Origin of the sequence: Niameybacter sp. (genome assembly GCF_036655075.1) — a bacterium.
Lineage (GTDB): Bacteria > Bacillota > Clostridia > Lachnospirales > Cellulosilyticaceae > Holtiella.
In genome coordinates this window covers 8,644-27,886 of record NZ_JAVVQU010000012.1, presented here as the reverse complement: position 1 = coordinate 27,886, position 19,243 = coordinate 8,644, and the positions used below count along the sequence as shown (strand labels likewise).

At 36.4% G+C, this 19,243-nt stretch carries 19 protein-coding genes; 18 read left to right on the top strand and 1 reads right to left on the bottom strand.

Annotation, left to right across the window (positions count from 1 at the left end):
- The first annotated feature begins 221 nt into the window (after positions 1 to 221).
- The 8 genes from RRY75_RS05070 to RRY75_RS05035 all read left to right on the top strand — a co-directional run bounded on the left by RRY75_RS05070 (position 222) and on the right by RRY75_RS05035 (position 8,518).
- Positions 222 to 1,664, top strand: a complete 1,443-nt coding sequence (locus tag RRY75_RS05070) for an efflux RND transporter periplasmic adaptor subunit (RefSeq protein WP_332493698.1) — start codon at positions 222 to 224, stop codon at positions 1,662 to 1,664.
- 2 nt (positions 1,665 to 1,666) lie between these two features.
- Positions 1,667 to 2,374: an ABC transporter ATP-binding protein gene (locus tag RRY75_RS05065; RefSeq protein ID WP_332493699.1), complete on the top strand. Its 708-nt coding sequence runs from the start codon at positions 1,667 to 1,669 to the stop codon at positions 2,372 to 2,374.
- Complete coding sequence (locus RRY75_RS05060) at positions 2,371 to 3,579, top strand: ABC transporter permease (protein ID WP_332493700.1); 1,209 nt, start codon at positions 2,371 to 2,373, stop codon at positions 3,577 to 3,579. Before RRY75_RS05065 ends, RRY75_RS05060 begins: the two co-directional genes overlap by 4 nt.
- A 37-nt stretch (positions 3,580 to 3,616) precedes the next feature.
- The gene (locus RRY75_RS05055) at positions 3,617 to 4,660 is read left to right on the top strand and encodes a hypothetical protein (protein WP_332493701.1); all 1,044 of its coding nucleotides are present in this window, start codon (positions 3,617 to 3,619) and stop codon (positions 4,658 to 4,660) included.
- A 133-nt stretch (positions 4,661 to 4,793) separates the two neighbouring features.
- Positions 4,794 to 5,174, top strand: a complete 381-nt coding sequence (locus tag RRY75_RS05050; RefSeq protein WP_332493702.1) for a hypothetical protein — start codon at positions 4,794 to 4,796, stop codon at positions 5,172 to 5,174.
- 29 nt (positions 5,175 to 5,203) lie between these two features.
- On the top strand, positions 5,204 to 6,058 hold the full coding sequence (locus tag RRY75_RS05045; RefSeq protein ID WP_332527444.1) for a hypothetical protein: 855 nt from the start codon (positions 5,204 to 5,206) through the stop codon (positions 6,056 to 6,058).
- A gap of 72 nt (positions 6,059 to 6,130) precedes the next feature.
- A complete protein-coding gene (locus tag RRY75_RS05040) occupies positions 6,131 to 7,183 on the top strand; it encodes a GerMN domain-containing protein (RefSeq protein WP_332493704.1) in 1,053 nt (350 codons plus the stop codon).
- 42 nt (positions 7,184 to 7,225) lie between these two features.
- The gene (locus RRY75_RS05035) at positions 7,226 to 8,518 is read left to right on the top strand and encodes a transglutaminase domain-containing protein (protein ID WP_332493705.1); all 1,293 of its coding nucleotides are present in this window, start codon (positions 7,226 to 7,228) and stop codon (positions 8,516 to 8,518) included.
- A gap of 41 nt (positions 8,519 to 8,559) precedes the next feature.
- Here RRY75_RS05035 and RRY75_RS05030 read toward each other — a convergent pair whose 3' ends face one another.
- The gene (locus RRY75_RS05030; protein ID WP_332493706.1) at positions 8,560 to 8,754 is read right to left on the bottom strand and encodes a hypothetical protein; all 195 of its coding nucleotides are present in this window, start codon (positions 8,752 to 8,754) and stop codon (positions 8,560 to 8,562) included.
- A gap of 146 nt (positions 8,755 to 8,900) precedes the next feature.
- Between RRY75_RS05030 and RRY75_RS05025 the strand changes: the two genes are divergently transcribed.
- The 10 genes from RRY75_RS05025 to RRY75_RS04980 all read left to right on the top strand — a co-directional run bounded on the left by RRY75_RS05025 (position 8,901) and on the right by RRY75_RS04980 (position 19,215).
- Positions 8,901 to 9,455: a hypothetical protein gene (locus tag RRY75_RS05025; RefSeq protein WP_332493707.1), complete on the top strand. Its 555-nt coding sequence runs from the start codon at positions 8,901 to 8,903 to the stop codon at positions 9,453 to 9,455.
- A 306-nt stretch (positions 9,456 to 9,761) separates the two neighbouring features.
- The gene (locus RRY75_RS05020; RefSeq protein WP_332527443.1) at positions 9,762 to 11,129 is read left to right on the top strand and encodes an MATE family efflux transporter; all 1,368 of its coding nucleotides are present in this window, start codon (positions 9,762 to 9,764) and stop codon (positions 11,127 to 11,129) included.
- Positions 11,130 to 11,314: 185 nt separating this feature from the next.
- Positions 11,315 to 11,566, top strand: coding sequence for an NAD(P)H-dependent oxidoreductase subunit E (locus RRY75_RS05015; protein WP_332493709.1), 252 nt, complete (start codon positions 11,315 to 11,317; stop codon positions 11,564 to 11,566).
- Positions 11,557 to 13,266 (top strand): [Fe-Fe] hydrogenase large subunit C-terminal domain-containing protein, encoded by a 1,710-nt coding sequence (locus tag RRY75_RS05010; protein WP_332493711.1) that lies wholly within the window; start codon positions 11,557 to 11,559, stop codon positions 13,264 to 13,266. Before RRY75_RS05015 ends, RRY75_RS05010 begins: the two co-directional genes overlap by 10 nt.
- 32 nt (positions 13,267 to 13,298) lie before the next feature.
- Positions 13,299 to 14,438, top strand: coding sequence for a SpoIIE family protein phosphatase (locus tag RRY75_RS05005; protein ID WP_332493712.1), 1,140 nt, complete (start codon positions 13,299 to 13,301; stop codon positions 14,436 to 14,438).
- Positions 14,439 to 14,558: 120 nt separating this feature from the next.
- On the top strand, positions 14,559 to 15,380 hold the full coding sequence (locus RRY75_RS05000; RefSeq protein WP_332493714.1) for a pentapeptide repeat-containing protein: 822 nt from the start codon (positions 14,559 to 14,561) through the stop codon (positions 15,378 to 15,380).
- A 240-nt stretch (positions 15,381 to 15,620) separates the two neighbouring features.
- Entirely contained in the window at positions 15,621 to 16,469 is an 849-nt protein-coding gene (locus RRY75_RS04995; protein ID WP_332494313.1) for a DUF4358 domain-containing protein, read from the top strand.
- Between the two features lie 9 nt (positions 16,470 to 16,478).
- Positions 16,479 to 17,864, top strand: coding sequence for an MBOAT family O-acyltransferase (locus RRY75_RS04990; RefSeq protein ID WP_334309875.1), 1,386 nt, complete (start codon positions 16,479 to 16,481; stop codon positions 17,862 to 17,864).
- A gap of 11 nt (positions 17,865 to 17,875) precedes the next feature.
- On the top strand, positions 17,876 to 18,997 hold the full coding sequence (locus tag RRY75_RS04985; RefSeq protein WP_332494317.1) for a DHHW family protein: 1,122 nt from the start codon (positions 17,876 to 17,878) through the stop codon (positions 18,995 to 18,997).
- 26 nt (positions 18,998 to 19,023) lie between these two features.
- Complete coding sequence (locus tag RRY75_RS04980) at positions 19,024 to 19,215, top strand: hypothetical protein (protein ID WP_332494319.1); 192 nt, start codon at positions 19,024 to 19,026, stop codon at positions 19,213 to 19,215.
- The last annotated feature ends 28 nt before the right edge of the window (positions 19,216 to 19,243 follow it).

Below are 19,243 nucleotides of genomic sequence, written 5' to 3'. Positions count from 1 at the left end.
CTTATAATAGAAGATAGAGGTAGTAAGTCATGTATATTATGTAGGTAAAGCATTTTATTGAAAAAGTAACATTCATATTATATTAACAAGAATTTGATAACATTTACAAAATTAGATTATTGTCTAAATGATGAATGAAAATTATTTGACAATATATCCAGTCTCATTCTATATTAGATATTATACAAAGTATAATATTGGTTAAATCCAGGGAGGAAATTATGAAAAATAAGAAGAAAATAATTCTAATTGTTATAGCAGTTATGATGGGTATCTTTTTAATATCGGGAATGTTAAAAGGGAAAAGTACTGTAGAAGGATTAGTAGGGGATCCAAAAGGTACGTTTGTAAATGTAGGTAAAGCGGTTACAACAGATATTCAAACAAAAATTTCAGCTACAGGAACAGTTAAAGCTGAAGAAAGCGAAATAGTATTTGCTGAGGCAAATACTAAAGTTGAAACATTTTTAGTAGAAGTAGGCGACCCGGTTAAAAAGGGTGATGTCCTTTTAACTTATGATGTAGAGACAAAAGAAGGACTCCAAAGAGATTTAGAAAAATTAGACCTTCAAATGGAAACAGCACGTATTGCTTTAAGCCAACTTCAAGCTGGTAGTAAACAATCTATTATGCAAGTACAAACAGAAATTGCTTCTATCGATAAGAACCTTTTAGACGTAGAAGATGGGATTCGTCAACTTGAAACTTCCTTGGTGATTGCTCAAAAAGATTTAGAGCAAGTAGAAAAAACTTATGATGTTACAAAAACATTATTTGACGAAGGCTTAGCTGCCGAAAAAGAGTTAGATGATGCTGAAAAAGCTGTGATGAAAACGAAAGACCAAGTAAGTTCTTTAGAAACTCAAGTAGCTTCTTCTAAAAAGAATATTGAAACTATTACAATGCAAAAGTCAAATGCACAGTATAACTTAGACTTACTTCAAAACAAGGTGCAAGATGAAACGAAGGCACAAAATATTGCAATGAAACAAAATGAAATTGCATCTTTAGTGCTTCAAAAAGAAAGTGTGTTAGAACAACTAGATAAAGTAGAAGAAAAAGTACTCGCACCAATAGATGGGGTTGTATCTCGCGTAGGTGCTAAAGAAGGTAGTTTTGTTGCACCTGGAGCAGAACTTATGACTATTATTAATCCAGAAAAGTTGGTGGTAGAAGCGGAGATTTCACCATACTACGCGGCACAACTTGAAACAGGACTTACAGTTAAAGTGAAATACAATGGTTCTACAACTGTAGAGACAGAGGGAACTATTTCTATGGTATCTCCAGTAGCAGTCCAAAAGGCAGCACAAGATAAAGGCGCTGTAAGTACAGCTATTCCAGTAAAAGTTGCGATAGATAATAGCCAAGGCTTGAAAGAAGGGCTTACAGTAGACCTTAAGGTGGTTACATCAGAGGTTAAAGGGGTTGTGGCAGTACCACTTCTTGCAACCATGACAGACAAAGAAGATAATAATTACTTATTTGTAGTAGAAGCAGGTAATACCCTTTCAAAACGCATGGTGAAACAAGGTGCTGCAGATAACCATCTTGTACAAGTAAGTGATATAGAAGATGGCGATATCGTTGTTACGAATCCAACTGAAGCACTTGAAGCAGGTATGAGTGTAAGCTATATGCTGCTTGAAGAGGTAGGTGAATAAGCATGATTCAAATTGACAAGATGAACAAGGTCTATAAAAATGGTCATTTAGAGTTACAAGCCTTATTTGATGTAGACTTTAAAGTAAAACCAGGAGAGTTTGTATCTATTATGGGTCCTTCTGGTTCAGGAAAAACTACTTTTCTTTCTATACTTGGATGTCTAGACCAAGCAACGGAAGGCGGATACATTTTAGATGGTGTCAATGTATCTGAACTGCAAGATAAAGATTTCTCTAAACTACGTAACCAAAAAATAGGATTTGTCTTCCAAGCATTCAACCTACTTCCAAAACTTACAATCTTAGAAAATGTAGAAGTACCACTTATGTATGGAGGGGTTAAACCTAAAGAAAGACGTGAACGTGCCTTTGAAGCCTTAGATCGTGTAGGGTTAGGAGACCGTATCAAGCATAAACCTAATGAGATTTCAGGGGGACAAAAGCAAAGAGTAGCAATAGCTCGTGCACTTGTAAATAGACCTTCTATCTTATTTGCCGATGAGCCAACAGGAAACTTAGATAGTAAATCAAGCTTAGAGATTATGCGTATTTTCCAACAGTTAAATGATGAAGGTGCAACCATTGTTATGGTTACACATGAGCCAGAAATTGCGGCTTATACCAAAAGAACAGTTGTATTTAAAGATGGGAAAATTATTCAAGATAAACAACTTGAGCAACAAAGACTGAATATGGGAGGCACACGATGAATCTCATAGAATGTATTAAAAGTGCAATTGCCCAGTTACTTGGAAATAAAATGCGTACCTTCTTAACTATGCTCGGAATGTTTATTGGAATTGGTTCTGTTATTATGGTTTTAGGCGTTGGGTCAGGGATTAAAGAGATGATGATGAGCACCTTTAAAGATGTTGGAAAAGGTGCAGTAACTATTCAAAGCAATAACTGGTCTCCTGAGTATATGATTAACCAAGATGATTTAGCAGCTATAGATAGTATGAAAGAAGTTCAAGAAGCTATTTTGTTCTCAGAACAATGGTATGGAAACTTAAAAGATTATAAAGATGAAGATAAAATGATTGTCTTTATGGGTACACCTTATAATATGGATGTTGTACAAAAACTTACCATTGTAGAAGGACGTATGTATTCTGAAAAAGAAGAACTTGCAAAAGCGAATGTATGTGTCGTTTCTGAGACTTATGCTAAGGCTATCATGGGTTCAACAGACAGAAAAAGTGCAATTGGTGAAATGGTAGAACTAGATATTGCCGGGGAAAAGCACAGCTTTGAAATCATTGGATTAGCAGAACAAATGACTTTCCCTGGAATGCCAGAAGAATTTATGCCTATTATTATCTATATCCCATTTACCACTATGGATCAAATTACTAACTTTGGAGACTTACGTAGTTATGCAGGTGCATTTATGACAGAAGAGGGCTACGATCCAAACGAAACAGCCTATCAAGTGGGGCGTCTTTTAGACAAGCGCCATAATACACAAAATGGCTATGGAACACAAAGTGCAACAAGTATGATTGGTCAGCTAGATACTATAATGAGTATTGTAACAGGATTTATTAGCTTTGTAGCAGCTATCTCACTTTTAGTAGGCGGTATTGGTATTATGAATATTATGCTTGTAACGGTTAAAGAACGTACAAGGGAAATTGGGATTCGTAAAGCGGTAGGTGCAAGTAATGGAGAAATTATGCGACAATTCTTGGTTGAAGCTGTGATCTTAACAGTACTTGGTGGTATAATAGGAATGATACTAGGTTATGTAGGTGCAGCAGCGATTGGAAGTGCCTTTGGACTTAACATTATACTCACACCAAGTATGATTACTTTTGCAGTAGGTACATCTAGTGCTATTGGAATTATCTTTGGGGTATATCCTGCAAGACAGGCGGCAAAATTAGATCCAGTTGAAGCACTACGATACGAATAATAAGAATCACAGAAATTGAAGCAAAGGGAGTGAGAAGATGGATACAAAGAAAATGTTGGCCTGTTTGTTAGGTGCAACTTTGATGGTGCAAGCAGGGAGCATGACCTATGCCAAAGAGGTAGAAACAAAGATACTCTCTTTAGATACAGCCATTAAGCAAGCTCAAGCAAAAAGCTTACAACTTAAAATTACTGAGAAAAAAAGTAACTTAGATAAAGAAAATGCAGATATGGCCTACTTACAAGGTGGTTACTATGCATATGATGCAAAAAATGTGCAAGCTACATATACGAAAAAACAAGAAGAAGTGATTAAAGACCAAATTACACTTAGTGTGACATCACTTTATGAAGATATTTTGCTCAGTGAAAAGCAACTTGAGATGATGAATAGTAACTTAGCACTTTTACAGAAACAAAACTTAAAAAGTCAAATTGAAAAAGATAGAGGGTTGAAAAGTGACCTTGCTATACAACAACAGGATTTGACCTATATGCAAACTTTACAAAGTAAAACAGACTTAGAACAAAAGATAAACTTAAAGTATACACAACTTGGGGATATGGTAGGGGTAACAATGAGTAGATATACCCTTGAAGAACCAGAGGCGCTATTTGAGCCCTATAAAGATGTAGCAAATCTTAATGCCTTTGCAAGTAGTAAAGCACAAAAGCATATTGACCTTTGGAAAGCAACAGAGGACTTAAGGGTGGCATTAGAAACACCCATTATGACTTCTGATTATATTCAAGTGGTAACTATGCGTGCCAATCGTGAAATTGCAGCAGACTCTAAGAAGATGACAGAAGAAAACTTAGAAAAAGCAATTCGAGAAATCTATGTAAATACAAAACAACTTGAACAAAAATATAATGCCCTTACTTCTGAATTAGCGCTTAAAGAAAAAGAGCTAGGTGTGAACAAAGTTTATCTTGAAAAAGGTATGATTTCACAACTCCAATATGATCAAAGTGTATTGGAGTATGAAAAAGTAGGGCTAGAGCTAGAACAAGTGGTAAATAATCACAACTTAAATAAATTTCAGCTAGACCATCCACATCTTATTAGAGCTGGTGTATAAATAGCGAATAGAAAGAGGTAGCCATGCCTATGCAGAGCTACCTCTTTTTTCATATAATCTGCTAAAAATTAATATTGTGTTAAAATTTATTAGGCATAATAGAGACAATTAGACAAATGAAGAGGGGACGTAAATGATTAATTACTATCTTACGGAAAAATTAACTCAGATAGAAATTTTAAGACGTTTAAAAAAAGGATTAGAAGATGAGCATATTATAAAAATCGCACACAGTGCAAAAGGAGAAACATTTGTAGAGACAGATTGGTATGTTTATGTCATCAAACTTAAAAAGAACAGGTATACCGTACCAGTCATGTGGTCAGACTCTAAAAAACCTTATTTAATAGGAGGCATTGTAACAGTTCTATTACTTATGTTTTTTGTAGGGGGATTGGTAAGCGACATTGGTATTATAGGAATATTAGTAGGACTTGGACTAGTAAATGTCTTTAAACGTAGTGAAATTAGGGCCATGAAACTTGCTATAGAAGAAGCACTCGGAAAATCATAAAAGTAAAAAAACCAGAAAGGAGACACACGGTGAAGCGTATAAAATGCTTGCTTATTATAGGTTGTTTAAGCCTTATGGGGCTATTTTTTATTATAGGTTGTTTGAAACAACCCTCAACTGACTTGACATCTATAGAACATAAAATTATAGAAGAGACAAGCCATGTGGATCTAGAAGGAGACATAGAAAAAGAGCGTTTATTTCAATTTGCAAATAGTATCTTAGAAGAAACTTTTAAAGGTAAGGTAGCATTGGTAGACCATCAGATGGACTTAATTAGCCAAGATGGACATGACCGTTATTTTGTTAAAGTTGAAGGTGTAGGGATTAATGAGCAACAAAAGGTAGATATTTACCATTATTATATGATTTTGCAAAGAACCACCCAAGATGAGCTGTACATGATGCCTTTTGGCTTAGAAGTGCTAAAGGGTGAAGTAGACAAAATAGAAGAAGATATTTTAATCAGTATGCTTAAGCTTACTAATGGATGGGAAATGAGTCAAGAAGAAGTACTGGATAAATGGCGCAATAATATGGAAGGGGAGTACTACAATAATCTCAAACAAGTGACCTTGGATATTAACAACTTATATTATCTCCAGAGTTTAATGTGCTTTGTTAATGAGTATATTTATACCAATGAGGAAGAAGCCTTTTTGAAAATTGGTGGAGAGCATGTAAAAAGAGATTTACTAGATTTTACAATCCGTGAGATTAAAAATAAAGATATGCAGGAAGAAAATACTGTTATTGTTACAGGAAAACTACGAGTATATGGTACAGAATGGATTAAGGATTACTTAATAGAAATGTCGTATAAAATTGCAATGGATGAAAAAGGCCGATTTCATATTGTAGGGCAAGATGGTATTATACAATAAAAAACTAGCTTTTAGGCTTACTTTTAGGTAATATGGAAGAAAGAAATTAGTTTTAAGGAAAGGAGTGTAGACATGAAACTTAAAAAACAATTAGTCATTCCTATAATATGTGCAGTTCTAGTCATAGGCATTGGATTTAAATTTGGATTTGCAAGAAGGCAAGTGGAAAAAGATATTCTTGTCGAAGAGGAAATAGTAGACTTACCACAAAAACCTAGTGTTTCCTTAGATACATATATCCCTATTATTAAAGATACCGTATGGCATTATGAAGGCAAAAATCAATTTGAGCAAATGGTCAGTTGGGTAGAGTTTATTAATAACGATGTCATGCAAATAAGATTTTTTGATGGAAAAGAAAGTTTTGTTAAAATATATATGGAAGAGGAAGATGCTATTTATGAAGTAGCAACTGTAGAGGATGTATCTATTAAAGAAAATTATACGACATTAAGACAATATAAAGATGTAGTGTTGAAGCTTCCTTTAACAGTAGGAAGTAGTTGGGTGATGTCAGATGGGAGTATTCGTACGATTACTCAGGTGAATAGACCCTATGATACCCTTATAGGTGAACAAAGGAGTTTAGAAGTAACTACCTTGCATGATGATTATAAGGTAATAGAAGTCTATGCTGAAAAAGTTGGACTTGTAGAAATTACCTATGAGGATGACAAAACGGCAAAGACACTCGAGCTTTATGAAGTTGAAAATAATAAGGCACAAGAAGAAGAGGTTTCGTTGTATTTAGCTGAAAAAAATACAGGAAAGTTAAAGAATGTGAAAGAGAAAGTTGTTGTTATGACGAATGAGGAACCTAAGCACTTCTTAACGGATTTACTTAAAAAGGTAATGGGACCAGAGTATGTGACCACACTTTCTAACGGCGTTATTATTGAAAAGATTTTTATAGATGATGAAAAGTGTTTATATGTAGATTTAAGTGGAGAATTTATGGATGCCCTTTATAATGAGCAAGAACAAAAAGGGGTATTGATGAGCTTGGTTCAAACATTAGGGGATTATTACAATGCTACATATGTTGTCATAACAGTAGAAGGTGAGACATATCCTGTTAAAGGTGGACAAGCAGATGTCAAAGGACGTATAAGAGTAAGGCGCTAAAGGATTAAGGGACTTGAATGTCTCACCATAGGAGGCAAACTAGTGAAAAAAGCGTATCGGTTTAAGTTTATAGGTGTACTGCTCCTACTTGTATGCAGTATATCTATTACAACTGGAGCTAAGAGCTTTGAGGACTTAGGGACAGTGCGAGCATACGTAGTAGAAAGTGTAGGTAAGCAAACACTTGTTTCGAGAGATGGAAGTTTAGCAGAACCTGTTTTGGCAAAGACAATGATTACTTTACCAGGAACTTATTTTTTGACTCAAACAACGCTTGCAGGAGAAATCAACATGAGGTGTTTTACAATACCGGCTATTGAATCTACAACAGAATGGCATATTCAAAAGCCTAGTCAGTTAAAAGAAGTCTTGAAAAATGCCCTTCAAACCTATCAAGAAGAAATTACCCTCTACTTTGAAAACAGTACGTATACCCTTGACCAGCTTAATCAGATGATTCGTACAGAGCTAGATGCCCTTGTAATGGAGTATCCCAAAATCTACTATAACCAATATAAATTGACCGTATATGGTCAACGTAATCCCAAAGTCATGCTCACGTTTAAGTATGCAGTAGAAGATAGAAAGAAGCTGTTACAGTATTCTAAACAAGTAGATGAACAAGTGAAGAAACTAATCAATACGTTGATAAGCACCGATATGAAAGACTATGAAAGAGAATGGAAATTTGTTGACTACCTGGTAAACAATGTATCCTATGGAAAAGGTATAAAAGAAGTGGAGCATATGATGTTTGGAGGATTGGTTGACAAAGTTGCAGTATGTGATGGTTATGCCAAAAGTCTGATGTACCTTTTAAATAGTGTGGGTGTTCCAACGAAGATGGTAACAGGCACGGCAAGAGGAATAGATGAAAATGGCGGAAATATAGATCAGCCTCATGCATGGAACTTGGTAAAAATTAATGGTGCCTATTATCATGTGGATGTTACTTGGGCGGACCAAGACCAAAATAATATAGGAAATTACTATAATTATATCAATGAAAAGGATGAATACATGGCACTGACACACACTTGGGAGAAAGCTAAGTATCCAAAGACAACAAGTGATCAGTATTTATCTATTAATCTCCCACTCAAATTAGCAGGAGTATATAAGGTAGATTCTAAGTCAGAGTGGACGAGCCTCAAGAGGCAGCTCAGTCAGGAAAAAGGTTTAAGTAAGAATATTATCTTTTATAATTTAAGCACCCATAAATGGTCACTAGATAAAATTTTGCAAGAAATAGTAAAGCTAGAGAATAATGAAATTTACTATTCTAGCTACTATAAATATGATTGCCTTATTTTAAATTATAAATCAGCCCATTAAAATAAACTCACTTTAGAAGAAACTTCTAAAGTGAGTTTATTTTAATGGCTCCAATTGCCTGTAGTATGACAGTAAGGACACTCTATTTGGTTGTCAGGCTTAGTAGAAAGATTGAGTAATGCAGTGGGTGGGTAATAACTGTCACTACTGTAAGCAAAGGGATCAATGGTGTTGGAAAGGTACTCAGGGCCATACATATCATAGCCACAACTTTTACAACGTAAATAGTTTTGCATAAGCGTACACCTCGATTAGAAGTAAATGATTTAAATATAGATTGCCCAATATTTAGTAAAATATACATTTCTAGATTTTGGGAGGATAAAAAGTATAAATTTCCATATCCTATCTCTATATTAAGTCTAAAGGAGTGAAGCAAAAGATGAAGAAATTTGCATTAAAAATCGTAAGTATGGCCTTTGTATGGATTATGTGTATCAATTCAGTAATGGCTTGTACAGCAACACCAAGGGCAAATGTGAGTAAGCCTAAACCAGCTCCAAAACCTACTACTTATATAAATCTAGAAATAAGTGAAGCTGTTCCAACACCACAAGAAGACAAACATACTAGAACAGTACCAGCTAAAGTGATAGTACCTGCACAACAAGCACCAGAAGAAGTTAAGAAAGAAGAAGCAAGAAGCAACGAACAAACACCTTTTGTCATTGATAACTTCAAGGTGATTCAAAATGCACTTTGCAAATTAGGTATTCCAAATGACGAGCTAGAAGTCATGATTAAAGAAGGTAAGAAGCTTCCAGAAGTTCTTGAAATGCGTAATATAAAAGTGCCACGCTTCAAAAAAGCTTTATTGAAACAATACTACAACGCCATTGATGAAGGTGTTAAAAATAAACAAATTACCAAAGAAGAAGGAAAAATGCTTCGAATTGCTATTAAAGCAAAAGTAATGTCTTGGCTTACAACTAAATAAGTAAAAGAAAGATGACCCATGTAGGACGCCGTCATTAAGTTAAGACATTACCGTACTATAGGGTGTTGAAGGGATCAGGTACATAAAGTATCTGGTCCTTTTTAGTTAGGATGCTGCAAGAAGAAGTTAAGGTTCTATTGTGTATAGGGCACTTTAGGTCTGATAAGTGAATTCCAATAGGCTAGAGCAATAAAAGAAAGAGACAAGTATACTTAGAAAGTGAAAAAACTAGACGGTAATACATATTTAGGTTAATATAGAATGAGTTTGATATGAAAGAGGCTATGAAGGGGGACGGAAGACAAGATGATACGACTTATAAAAGATATGACCAAAGATAAGGAATTCTTTAAATTATTATTTACCATTGCGATACCGATTATGATTCAAAATCTTATTAGCTCATCATTGAATATGATAGATACACTAATGATAGGAAGATTGGGTGAAGGAGAAATTGCGGCAGTAGGACTCGCTAATCAAATTTTCTTGTTGATTATGGTAGGACTTACAGGGATTTGTGCAGGTGCAGGTGTTTTTATCTCTCAATATTGGGGTAAAAAAGATATAACGAATATTAAGCGTATGTTAGGGCTAGCACTTGGCGTAGGTGCAGTTTATGCTTTAGCCATTACATGGGTGGTACAAAGCTTCCCGACTCAAATGATAGGCTTCTTTAACAAAGAGCCTAGAATTTTAGAGCTTGGAACAAGCTACATTAAAATAGTATCTTTTAGTTATGTGCTCACAGCCATAACCTTTGCCTATAGCTATGGGTTAAGATGTATAGGACGTACAAAGCTACCCATGGCTGCAAGTGCAGTAGCAGTAGTTATCAATATTATCTTTAATGCCATTTTCATTTTTGGTTTTGGCATTGTAGAACCTATGGGTGTAGCAGGAGCAGCACTTGCTACATTACTTGCACGTATTGTAGAAACAGTCATCATTGTAGGGACTGTCTATGTGAGAAAGTATGAGTTAGCAGCAACACTTAAAGAACTTTTTAGTATACCAAAGGATTTGGTTACTAAAGCATCACAACTCATGTTAACCATTACTGTAAATGAGTTATGTTGGGGACTTGGAACAATTATCTATACAAAGGCTTATGGACATATTGGGTCTGCAGCAGTAACAAGTATTCAAATTGTAAATACGATTACCAACTTTTTCTTAGTTGTTATCTTTGCTATTGCAGCTGCAGTACTGACTATAGTAGGAAATGCCATTGGAGAAGGTGAGATAGAAAAGGCGAAGCTCTATGCCAAACGTATTATGATTTTATCTACCGGTCTTGGATTATTTATTGCGTTAAGTATAGCGGTAACGGCACCGCTTGTTGTAAGTTGCTTTAACGTAACACCAGAAGTGGCAAGTGTTACTATGAATATCCTACGTATTAATGCAGTTATCATCATTCCAAGAATTTATGCAGTGGTTATGATTGTAGGGATCTTTAGAGCAGGTGGGGATACAAAGTGCTCTCTTATTCTTGAGGCTTGTACTATGTGGGGAATAGGTGTACCCCTTTCTTTCTTAGGGGTATATGTCTTCAACTTACAATTAGAATTTGTCGTGATGATGTTGGTGATGGAAGAAGTCGTAAAATCAATCCTTTGTATGTGGCGCTTTAAGTCTAACAAATGGATTCATAATATGGTTGAACATTAAATAAAAAGTATAAAAGCATATAGAAATAAGGGATGTTACACTTGGTTGAAGTTGCGTAATATCCCTTATTTAGTATGTAAAAATAACATGGGCTAATATTGGTAGAAGGGTTGATTGGATTTGAAAGAAAGATTATAATGAATTCATAGTGTTTGTTAAAATTTAGACTATTCAGGGGTGAGTCTATGGAAGTCAAAGTATGTGTAGGTAGTGCTTGTTATGTAAAAGGATCTCATGAAGTGATAGAAGCACTTCAAGAATTTATTAAGATGTATCATCTAGAAAAGCAAGTTGTACTGAAGGCTGCATTTTGCCTAGGCCATTGTACAGAGGCTGTTTCAGTTGAAATTGATGGAACGGTTTATGGTGTACCTAAAGAGGGTGTAAAGGACTTTTTTGACCAACAAATCTATAGGAGCGTGAGACCATGCAAGTAATGAATTTTTCAAGTACAAATTGCAAAAATTGTTATAAATGTGTTAGAACATGTGCAGTTAAGGCGATTGAAGTCAAAGATGACCGAGCGCATATTATAACTGAAAGATGTGTAGCATGTGGACATTGTCTTGTTGTATGTCCTCAAAATGCAAGGGATGTCAAGTCTAGCCTAGAGCAAGTAAAGCATGCCCTTTTAGAAAAGAGAGAGGTAGTCGTGTCTCTAGCCCCTTCGTATCGTGCTTACTTTGAAGAAAGTGGTAAGGTTATAGCAGGTTTACGCATGCTTGGCTTTACACAAATAGAGGAGACTGCTGTAGGTGCAGAAGTCGTCTCTAAAGCTTATGAAACGTACATACAAGAAACCACGAGGCAAGAGCTTATTACAACGTGTTGTCCATCTACCGTTAGACTGATTGAGCGTTACTACTCCGACTTAATTCCAAACATGATGCCCATTGTATCCCCAATGGTTGCCCATGGGCGAATGATTAAAGAAGTTTCTAAGGAGGCCTATACCGTTTTTATTGGACCTTGCATCTCTAAAATATGTGAAGCCTTAAGTGAAGAAGTAGAAGGTGACATTGATGCGGTGCTTACCTTTGATGAAATCATCAACTACTTTCAAGAACAAGCTATAGACTATAAAAGTTTGGAGCCAGATGAACCTAATGTAGTAGGGACTTTAAGAGGAAGTAAGTACCCTGTCGTTGGGGGTGTCCTAAATGGAATTCGAGAAGTGATTGAACAAAAGCATTTAGAGGTACTACGTGTCCATGGCATGGAAAACTGCAAAGAGGTTTTAAACGACTTACGAGCAGGCAAGCTCAAAGACGTCTGTATTGAAATGAATATTTGTAGTGAAAGCTGCATCGCAGGACCTGGTGGACACAACCAAGAGGGCAGTGTCTTTACAAGGCTTAGTGCGATTCAAAAGTTTATGCGTAAGCCCTATATGGAAAAAGAAATGGTGAAATGCTATGATCCAAAAGTTTCTTTTGAACGTAACTTTAAGAACAAGCAAGTAGAAATTTATACTGCTACTAAAGAAGAAATCCGACAAGTCTTAGAAAGTATGGGAAAAAATGAAAAAAGTGATGAGTTAAACTGTGGTGCTTGTGGGTATGAGACCTGTAGGGATAAAGCTATTGCTGTTTTACATGGTATGTCTCAGATTGATATGTGCTTGCCTTATACCAGAAGTATAGCAGAGCGTCTAAGTAATGAAATTTTCTGCAATTCCCCTAACTGTATTTTAATCTTAGATAAACATTGTAAACTTATAGATATGAATCCAAGTGCCCAACAACGTTTGGGCTATAAAGGGGATCTGATGAAGGGTAAGAGCATGAGCATTATTATGGACAAAACACCTTTTGAGGTAGCCCTTAAAACGAAGACTTCTTCGCAAAAAGAGAAGGTAGAATTGCCTACCTACGATTTTATTGCTTATCGTCATATGATTTATTTAGAAAAGCAAAAAGCTCTTTTAGTCATTTTTACAGATATAACGGACGAAGAAAAACGTAAAAAAGAGGTACTTAGCTTGAAAGAAAGTACTTTGGACGTAACCCAGTCTATTATTGATAAGCAAATGCGAGTGGCTCAAGAAATTGCGAGCTTATTGGGTGAAACAACCGCCGAAACGAAAGTAGCCATTATGAAACTTAAGAAGGTATTAAGTGAGGAAGGTGACCGCTAGTGAGGTATTCAATTGATATAGGAAAGTATAGTATGAATAAATACCAAGAAGAACTTTGTGGTGACCATGTCGAAACCATTAAGACAAAAGAGGGGATGATTGTTGTCTTGTCTGATGGACTAGGAAGTGGCGTAAAGGCTAATATTTTGGCTACACTTACTTCTAAAATTGCCATCACCATGTTAAAGGAAGGGGCGAGCATTGAGGAGACCATTTCTACTATTGCCAATACACTTCCAGAGTGTCAGGTAAGAAAGTTGGCTTACTCTACCTTTACTATTGTAGAAATTAAAGAGACGGGAGAAGTCTATATGGTGGAATACGACAATCCACCTGTCTTTTATTACAGAAAAGGGGAGGCATTCCCTTTACGCAAGACAAAGCGTACGATTAATAATAAAGTGATTTATGAAAGTAATTTTAAGATGCGTGTAGGGGATACATTAGTCATGATTAGTGATGGTGTTGTCCATGCAGGCGTGGGCATGACGCTAAACTTAGGTTGGCAGTGGGAGCATATTGACCAGTATCTAAAAGACTTAGTGAGGATTGAGCAAGAAGCGCCTATGATTGCAAGAGATTTACTTGGTGTCTGTGAAAATTTATATGACTCAAGGCCTGGAGACGATACAACGGTTGTGGCAATTAAGCTTCAGGAAAGGACTTACTTAGATTTGTTTACAGGGCCACCTAAGAATAAGACTAGTGATCATGTTATGATAGAGAAGATTCAAGAAGCCCGTGGCAAAGTTATCTTATGTGGAGGTACAACAGCGAATATTGTAGCCCGTGAGATAGAAGAGACGATTACAATTGATTTGAAGAACTACAATGCCAAAGTGCCACCGATGGGGTACATGGAAGGGATTGATTTAGTGACGGAAGGACTTTTGACTTTGAATGCTACTAAAGAGATCCTTTCTAGATATTTAGAGGATAAAGAAAAAGGACTTAGCGTTGTGCGGATAGGTGGTTTAGATGGTGCATCTAGGCTGGCTAAGATGCTTGTAGAAGACAGTACCCACATTACATTTTGGGTAGGGCAAGCCATTAACCCAGCCCATCAAAATCCAGATTTTCCTGCTAACTTTAACTTGAAAAATACGGTAGTCAAAGATGTGGTCAACATACTTGTAGCCATTGGAAAGGAAGTTGAAGTCCATCAGATGTAAATCACCTTTTCATTTTGTTCTGCTTAGAAATATGCTAAGATGTTACATGGCACATCGAGAGATATAGCCCAAGAACGTAGAGAAAAAGGGCGTAAATAGCAGAGAAAGAAAGGGATAAACATGCATACACATTTACAGATAGATTGTGGGAAGTGTTTTGGTTTATGTTGTGTAGCTTTATATTTTTCAACGTCAGACGGGTTTCCAGAAGATAAAAAGGCAGGCGTGCCTTGTAGGAACCTGGAAGAGGGATTTCATTGTGCCATCCACCAAGAACTTGGAGCAAAAGGCTTAAAAGGGTGTATGGCTTATGATTGTTTTGGGGCAGGACAACAAGTAGCCCAAGTGACCTATCAAGGGGAAAGTTGGAAAGGGACGCCTCATGGAAAAGAAATGTATGAAGTCTTTTTGCAGATGCGTAAACTCCATGAAATGCTGTGGTACTTGACAGAAGGTATAGCACGGCTCAGTAGGCCTGAGCTTAAAAAGGAACTTGAGACTATGGTTAGCGAGACTTCAGCACTTACACAACTTTCACAACAAGAGATACTCAAGTTAGATTTAGAAAACCATAGATTAAAGGTGAATCTTCTTTTAAGACAGGTCTGTCAAGAAGTTGGAAAGCAAGCACAAGCAAGGAAGGGTCGTACGGGTAAGCAAAGGGCATTAAAGGCAGGCTATGAGTTTATAGGTGCCAACTTAACAGGGACGTACTTAATTGGTGCAAATTTGTCAGGCAGTCTATTAATAGCGGCCAACTTAAAAGGTGTGGACTTAACAGGTGCAACAATGATTGGCACAGATTTAAGAGATGCCAATATATGTGGTGCCAATCTATCAGAAAGTCTTTTCCTCACCCAAGGACAAGTAAATACTGCCCAGGGAGACCAAGAAACACAGCTACCAAGTAGGTTAGTACGGCCTAGTACTTGGATTAAGTAAGCGTGTAAGTTCCACTATCTCATAGAAAAACTAAAAGTCTTAAGTCGATAATAGCTTATAAGGTTATTGGCTTAAGACTTTTGATGTTAAAGTGTGGCAAATCTACTCTTTGGGTGAGGTAACTACTACTAGATTAAGTATGGTAATATATACCAAATAAGAGAGCGGAACTTTTTGTTATGCACTTACGTCTGAATAAACAAATGATCAATAAGATGACTGAAAAAGGAGACACTAAAAATGAAACTTAATAAAAAACTTATGGGACTTATGCTTGCATTAACAGTAGGAGGGGCACTTGTTGGATGCAGTAGCAACCAACTACAAGCAGACGATACAGTAATAGAAACACCAAAAGAAGAGACAGAGAAACTAGAAGAAGAGATAGAGACACCAGAAGAAGGCAAAGATACAGAAGAAACACCAAAAGAGGAAGAAAAGCCAGAAGAAGACAAAAAAGAAGAGACAAAACCGGAAGTAAAACCCGAAGTAACAAAACCAGAAGTAAAGCCTGAGAACAAACCAGAACCCAATAAACCAGCTACAAAGCCAGAAACTTCTAAACCAGAAGTGAAGCCAGAGCAACCAAAACCAGAGCAACCAAAACCAGAAATGTCTAAGCCAGAGGTAAAACCAGAGCAACCAAAGCCAGAACAACCTAAACCAGAAGAAAAGCCAGAGGTTAAGCCAGAAGAGACAGCTATGACTGCAACAGAGCTTATGGGTAAAGTGTTTACAAGTAGTATGGATATTCCAGGGTTAACGAATATGGATGAAACATTCTTCAAAGATACATATGATATTGAGACTTCACTTCTTAAAAGCTATGAAGTCCGTATGCCTATGATGATGGTTCACGCAACAGAAGTAGCAATCTTTGAACTGAACAATGCAACCGATGCCCAAAAGGTCATAGCAGGTATTGAAAAACGTGTTGAAGGCCTTAAAAATCAATGGCAATCTTACTTACCAGACCAATTTGAATTGGTTCAAAACTATAAAACAGCAACAAAAGGCAATTATGTAATTCTTGCAATAAGTGATTATGCAGATACAATGATTAATAATTTCAATGCACAAGTAAAGTAGGGATAAAAAATGGTATTTAGCAGTTTACTTTTTCTGTTTATTTTTTTACCGATATTCTTAATGATTTATTATATAGCGCCAAGAGGACTACGTAATTTCATTTTGTTTATGGCGAGTTTGATTTTTTATGCATGGGGTGAGCCAGTCTATGTGCTCATTATGATTTTCTCAACTGTACTGGATTATACGGTAGGGCGTGTGATTGATGCAAATCGCAACCATTCGGTCATTCCTAAAGTGGCACTTGGGGTGTCTATGCTAGGAAACTTAGGGATGTTGGGATTCTTCAAATATGCCAACTTCTTTATTGATAATGTCAATAACTTCTTGAACTTGGACATTCAGTTTTTGCAAATTGCACTTCCAATCGGAATTTCTTTCTATACTTTCCAGACGATGTCCTATACCATTGACTTATATCGTGGAAAAATTGGAGTACAGAAAAACATTATCTCCTTTGGAGCCTATGTAGCCATGTTCCCTCAGTTGATTGCAGGGCCTATTGTAACTTATGAGACTGTTGAGCATGAGCTCAATCATAGAGTAGAAACACTAGACCAGTTTAGTGAAGGGATTATGCGATTTATTGAAGGATTTGGGAAGAAAGTATTACTTGCTAATAACATTGGAATGGCATGGGAAGCGGCACGCACATTGCCGACTCCAGAACTTACTTTTGTAGGAGCTTGGTTTGGGATTATTGCTTTTGCCCTTCAATTATATTTTGACTTTAGTGGGTATTCAGATATGGCTATAGGGCTTGGGAAGATGATGGGCTTTAAGTTCCCAGAAAACTTCAACTACCCTTACCTTTCTAAAAACGTGACGGAGTTTTGGCGTAGATGGCATATGACACTTGGAAGCTGGTTCCGTGAGTATCTATACATTCCACTAGGTGGCAATCGTGTGAGTAAGCCAAAGTTCTATCGAAACTTGATGGTGGTATGGTTCTTAACAGGCTTTTGGCATGGCGCAGGATGGAACTTTGTGATTTGGGGACTTTTCTTTGGTGTTCTCATTATTGTTGAACGTACAGGACTGCTTAAAATCTTAGAGAGATTGCCACGTTTTGTAAGTCATCTATATTTGCTTGGTGTAGTGCTTATCAGTTGGGTACTTTTTGCCTTAGAGGAAAGTAGTCATATTATAGCCTACCTGAAAGCTATGTTTGGCTTAGGCGAAGCAGGTATGGTCAATACTACAGCGCTTTACCAACTTTCAAACTATGCCTTAGTGATAGGAATAGGCGTTATTTTTGCCACACCTCTTATGAAACATATACAAGGTAAGTTTAAGCCTTGGATGTTATACATTTTCTATGTAGGTGTGATACTATTAAGTACAGCTTATCTCGTGGATTCTACATTTAATCCATTTTTATATTTTAGATTTTAGGAGGTGACACTTTGAGACGTAGCTTTCAAATTGTTATGACACTGAGTTTTGTCACCTATATTGGAGGCTTCTTTGCCCTTCAGTTGATTACCAAAGACAAAACTTTTTCTGAGCTTGAAAATAGAACATTAGCCACTAAACCAAAGTTTACCACCCAAAAATTCTTTGATGGAACTTATGGTAGAGAGGTAGAGACATATATAGCAGATCAGTTCCCCGTAAGAGATGAGTTTATTGCTATCAAGTCTAATACGGAACGCCTTTTGCAAAAGAAAGAAAACAATGGGGTGTACATTGGAAAGGATGACTATTTCCTACAAAAATTTGAAACACCTGATCTAGAATTAATGAAGAAAAATATTGATTATATCAATAAGTTTGGTGAGAACTTCAATTTATACTTTATGTTGGCACCTACTGCAACCAAAGTATATGAAGATAAGCTCCCAAACTATGCAACGCCTTATGAGGAAAAATTCTTCATCGATAAAGTAGTCAATGGGTTAAATGATAAAATCCATAAGGTGGATGTCTTAGATAAGTTAGAAGCGCATGAAGCAGAGGACCTATACTATAAGACAGACCACCACTGGAGTACGTTAGGTGCCTACTATGGTTATACTGCTTTTTGTGAAGCATACGGTATAGAACCACTTCCAATGGAAGACTTTGATCGTGTTATAGGAAGTGATGCTTTCTATGGGTCACTCTTCTCAAAAGGAAACTTCACTTTTGCGAGGCCAGATACAGTGGAACTCTTTGTGCCTAAAGACCCAGAAAAGCTAGAAGTCTTCTACATGGCAGACAACAAGACAACAGATACGGTATATGAAATGGAGCAACTTGAGAAAAAGGATAAGTACACCGTATTCTTAGGTGGAAACCATCCGATTATTACCATTAAATCTGATGTCAACAATGGGAAGAAGTTAGCAGTTATTAAAGATTCTTATGCCAATGCTATGATTCCTTTCTTAACAGAACAGTTCGAAGAGATTCATGTACTAGATTTAAGATTTTTAAATATGCCGATTGGCACATATATGCGTGAAAATGGTATTGAAGATGCATTGATGCTTTATAATGTTCAAAACTTTGCGGTGGTAAATCAGTTGAGTTTGCTAGGGAAATAGGTTTGAATATAAAGGAGACAAACAGTATGTATTTGATAGAGTTAGAATGGCGTGGCTGGTACTTTTGTATGGAAGAGGACAAGCAGATCTTTGGAAAGACAAAAGTGATAGCGGAACGGGATGGCTTAGAGGAAATCTTTTATACGACAGCGGATTATTTAAGTGAGGCATTGTGTGAAGATTGGTACCAACAGTATCTTTATATCTATGGGGAATAAATAAAATGCTTATAGTAGTTGATAAAAG

Coding starts and splice junctions, on each gene's coding strand:
- RRY75_RS05070 (WP_332493698.1), top strand. CDS start 222: ATGAAAAATAAGAAGAAAATAATTCTAATTGTTATAGCAGTTATGATG.
- RRY75_RS05065 (WP_332493699.1), top strand. CDS start 1,667: ATGATTCAAATTGACAAGATGAACAAGGTCTATAAAAATGGTCATTTA.
- RRY75_RS05060 (WP_332493700.1), top strand. CDS start 2,371: ATGAATCTCATAGAATGTATTAAAAGTGCAATTGCCCAGTTACTTGGA.
- RRY75_RS05055 (WP_332493701.1), top strand. CDS start 3,617: ATGGATACAAAGAAAATGTTGGCCTGTTTGTTAGGTGCAACTTTGATG.
- RRY75_RS05050 (WP_332493702.1), top strand. CDS start 4,794: ATGATTAATTACTATCTTACGGAAAAATTAACTCAGATAGAAATTTTA.
- RRY75_RS05040 (WP_332493704.1), top strand. CDS start 6,131: ATGAAACTTAAAAAACAATTAGTCATTCCTATAATATGTGCAGTTCTA.
- RRY75_RS05030 (WP_332493706.1), bottom strand. CDS start 8,754: ATGCAAAACTATTTACGTTGTAAAAGTTGTGGCTATGATATGTATGGC.
- RRY75_RS05025 (WP_332493707.1), top strand. CDS start 8,901: ATGAAGAAATTTGCATTAAAAATCGTAAGTATGGCCTTTGTATGGATT.
- RRY75_RS05020 (WP_332527443.1), top strand. CDS start 9,762: ATGATACGACTTATAAAAGATATGACCAAAGATAAGGAATTCTTTAAA.
- RRY75_RS05015 (WP_332493709.1), top strand. CDS start 11,315: ATGGAAGTCAAAGTATGTGTAGGTAGTGCTTGTTATGTAAAAGGATCT.
- RRY75_RS05010 (WP_332493711.1), top strand. CDS start 11,557: ATGCAAGTAATGAATTTTTCAAGTACAAATTGCAAAAATTGTTATAAA.
- RRY75_RS05005 (WP_332493712.1), top strand. CDS start 13,299: ATGAATAAATACCAAGAAGAACTTTGTGGTGACCATGTCGAAACCATT.
- RRY75_RS05000 (WP_332493714.1), top strand. CDS start 14,559: ATGCATACACATTTACAGATAGATTGTGGGAAGTGTTTTGGTTTATGT.
- RRY75_RS04995 (WP_332494313.1), top strand. CDS start 15,621: ATGAAACTTAATAAAAAACTTATGGGACTTATGCTTGCATTAACAGTA.
- RRY75_RS04990 (WP_334309875.1), top strand. CDS start 16,479: ATGGTATTTAGCAGTTTACTTTTTCTGTTTATTTTTTTACCGATATTC.
- RRY75_RS04980 (WP_332494319.1), top strand. CDS start 19,024: ATGTATTTGATAGAGTTAGAATGGCGTGGCTGGTACTTTTGTATGGAA.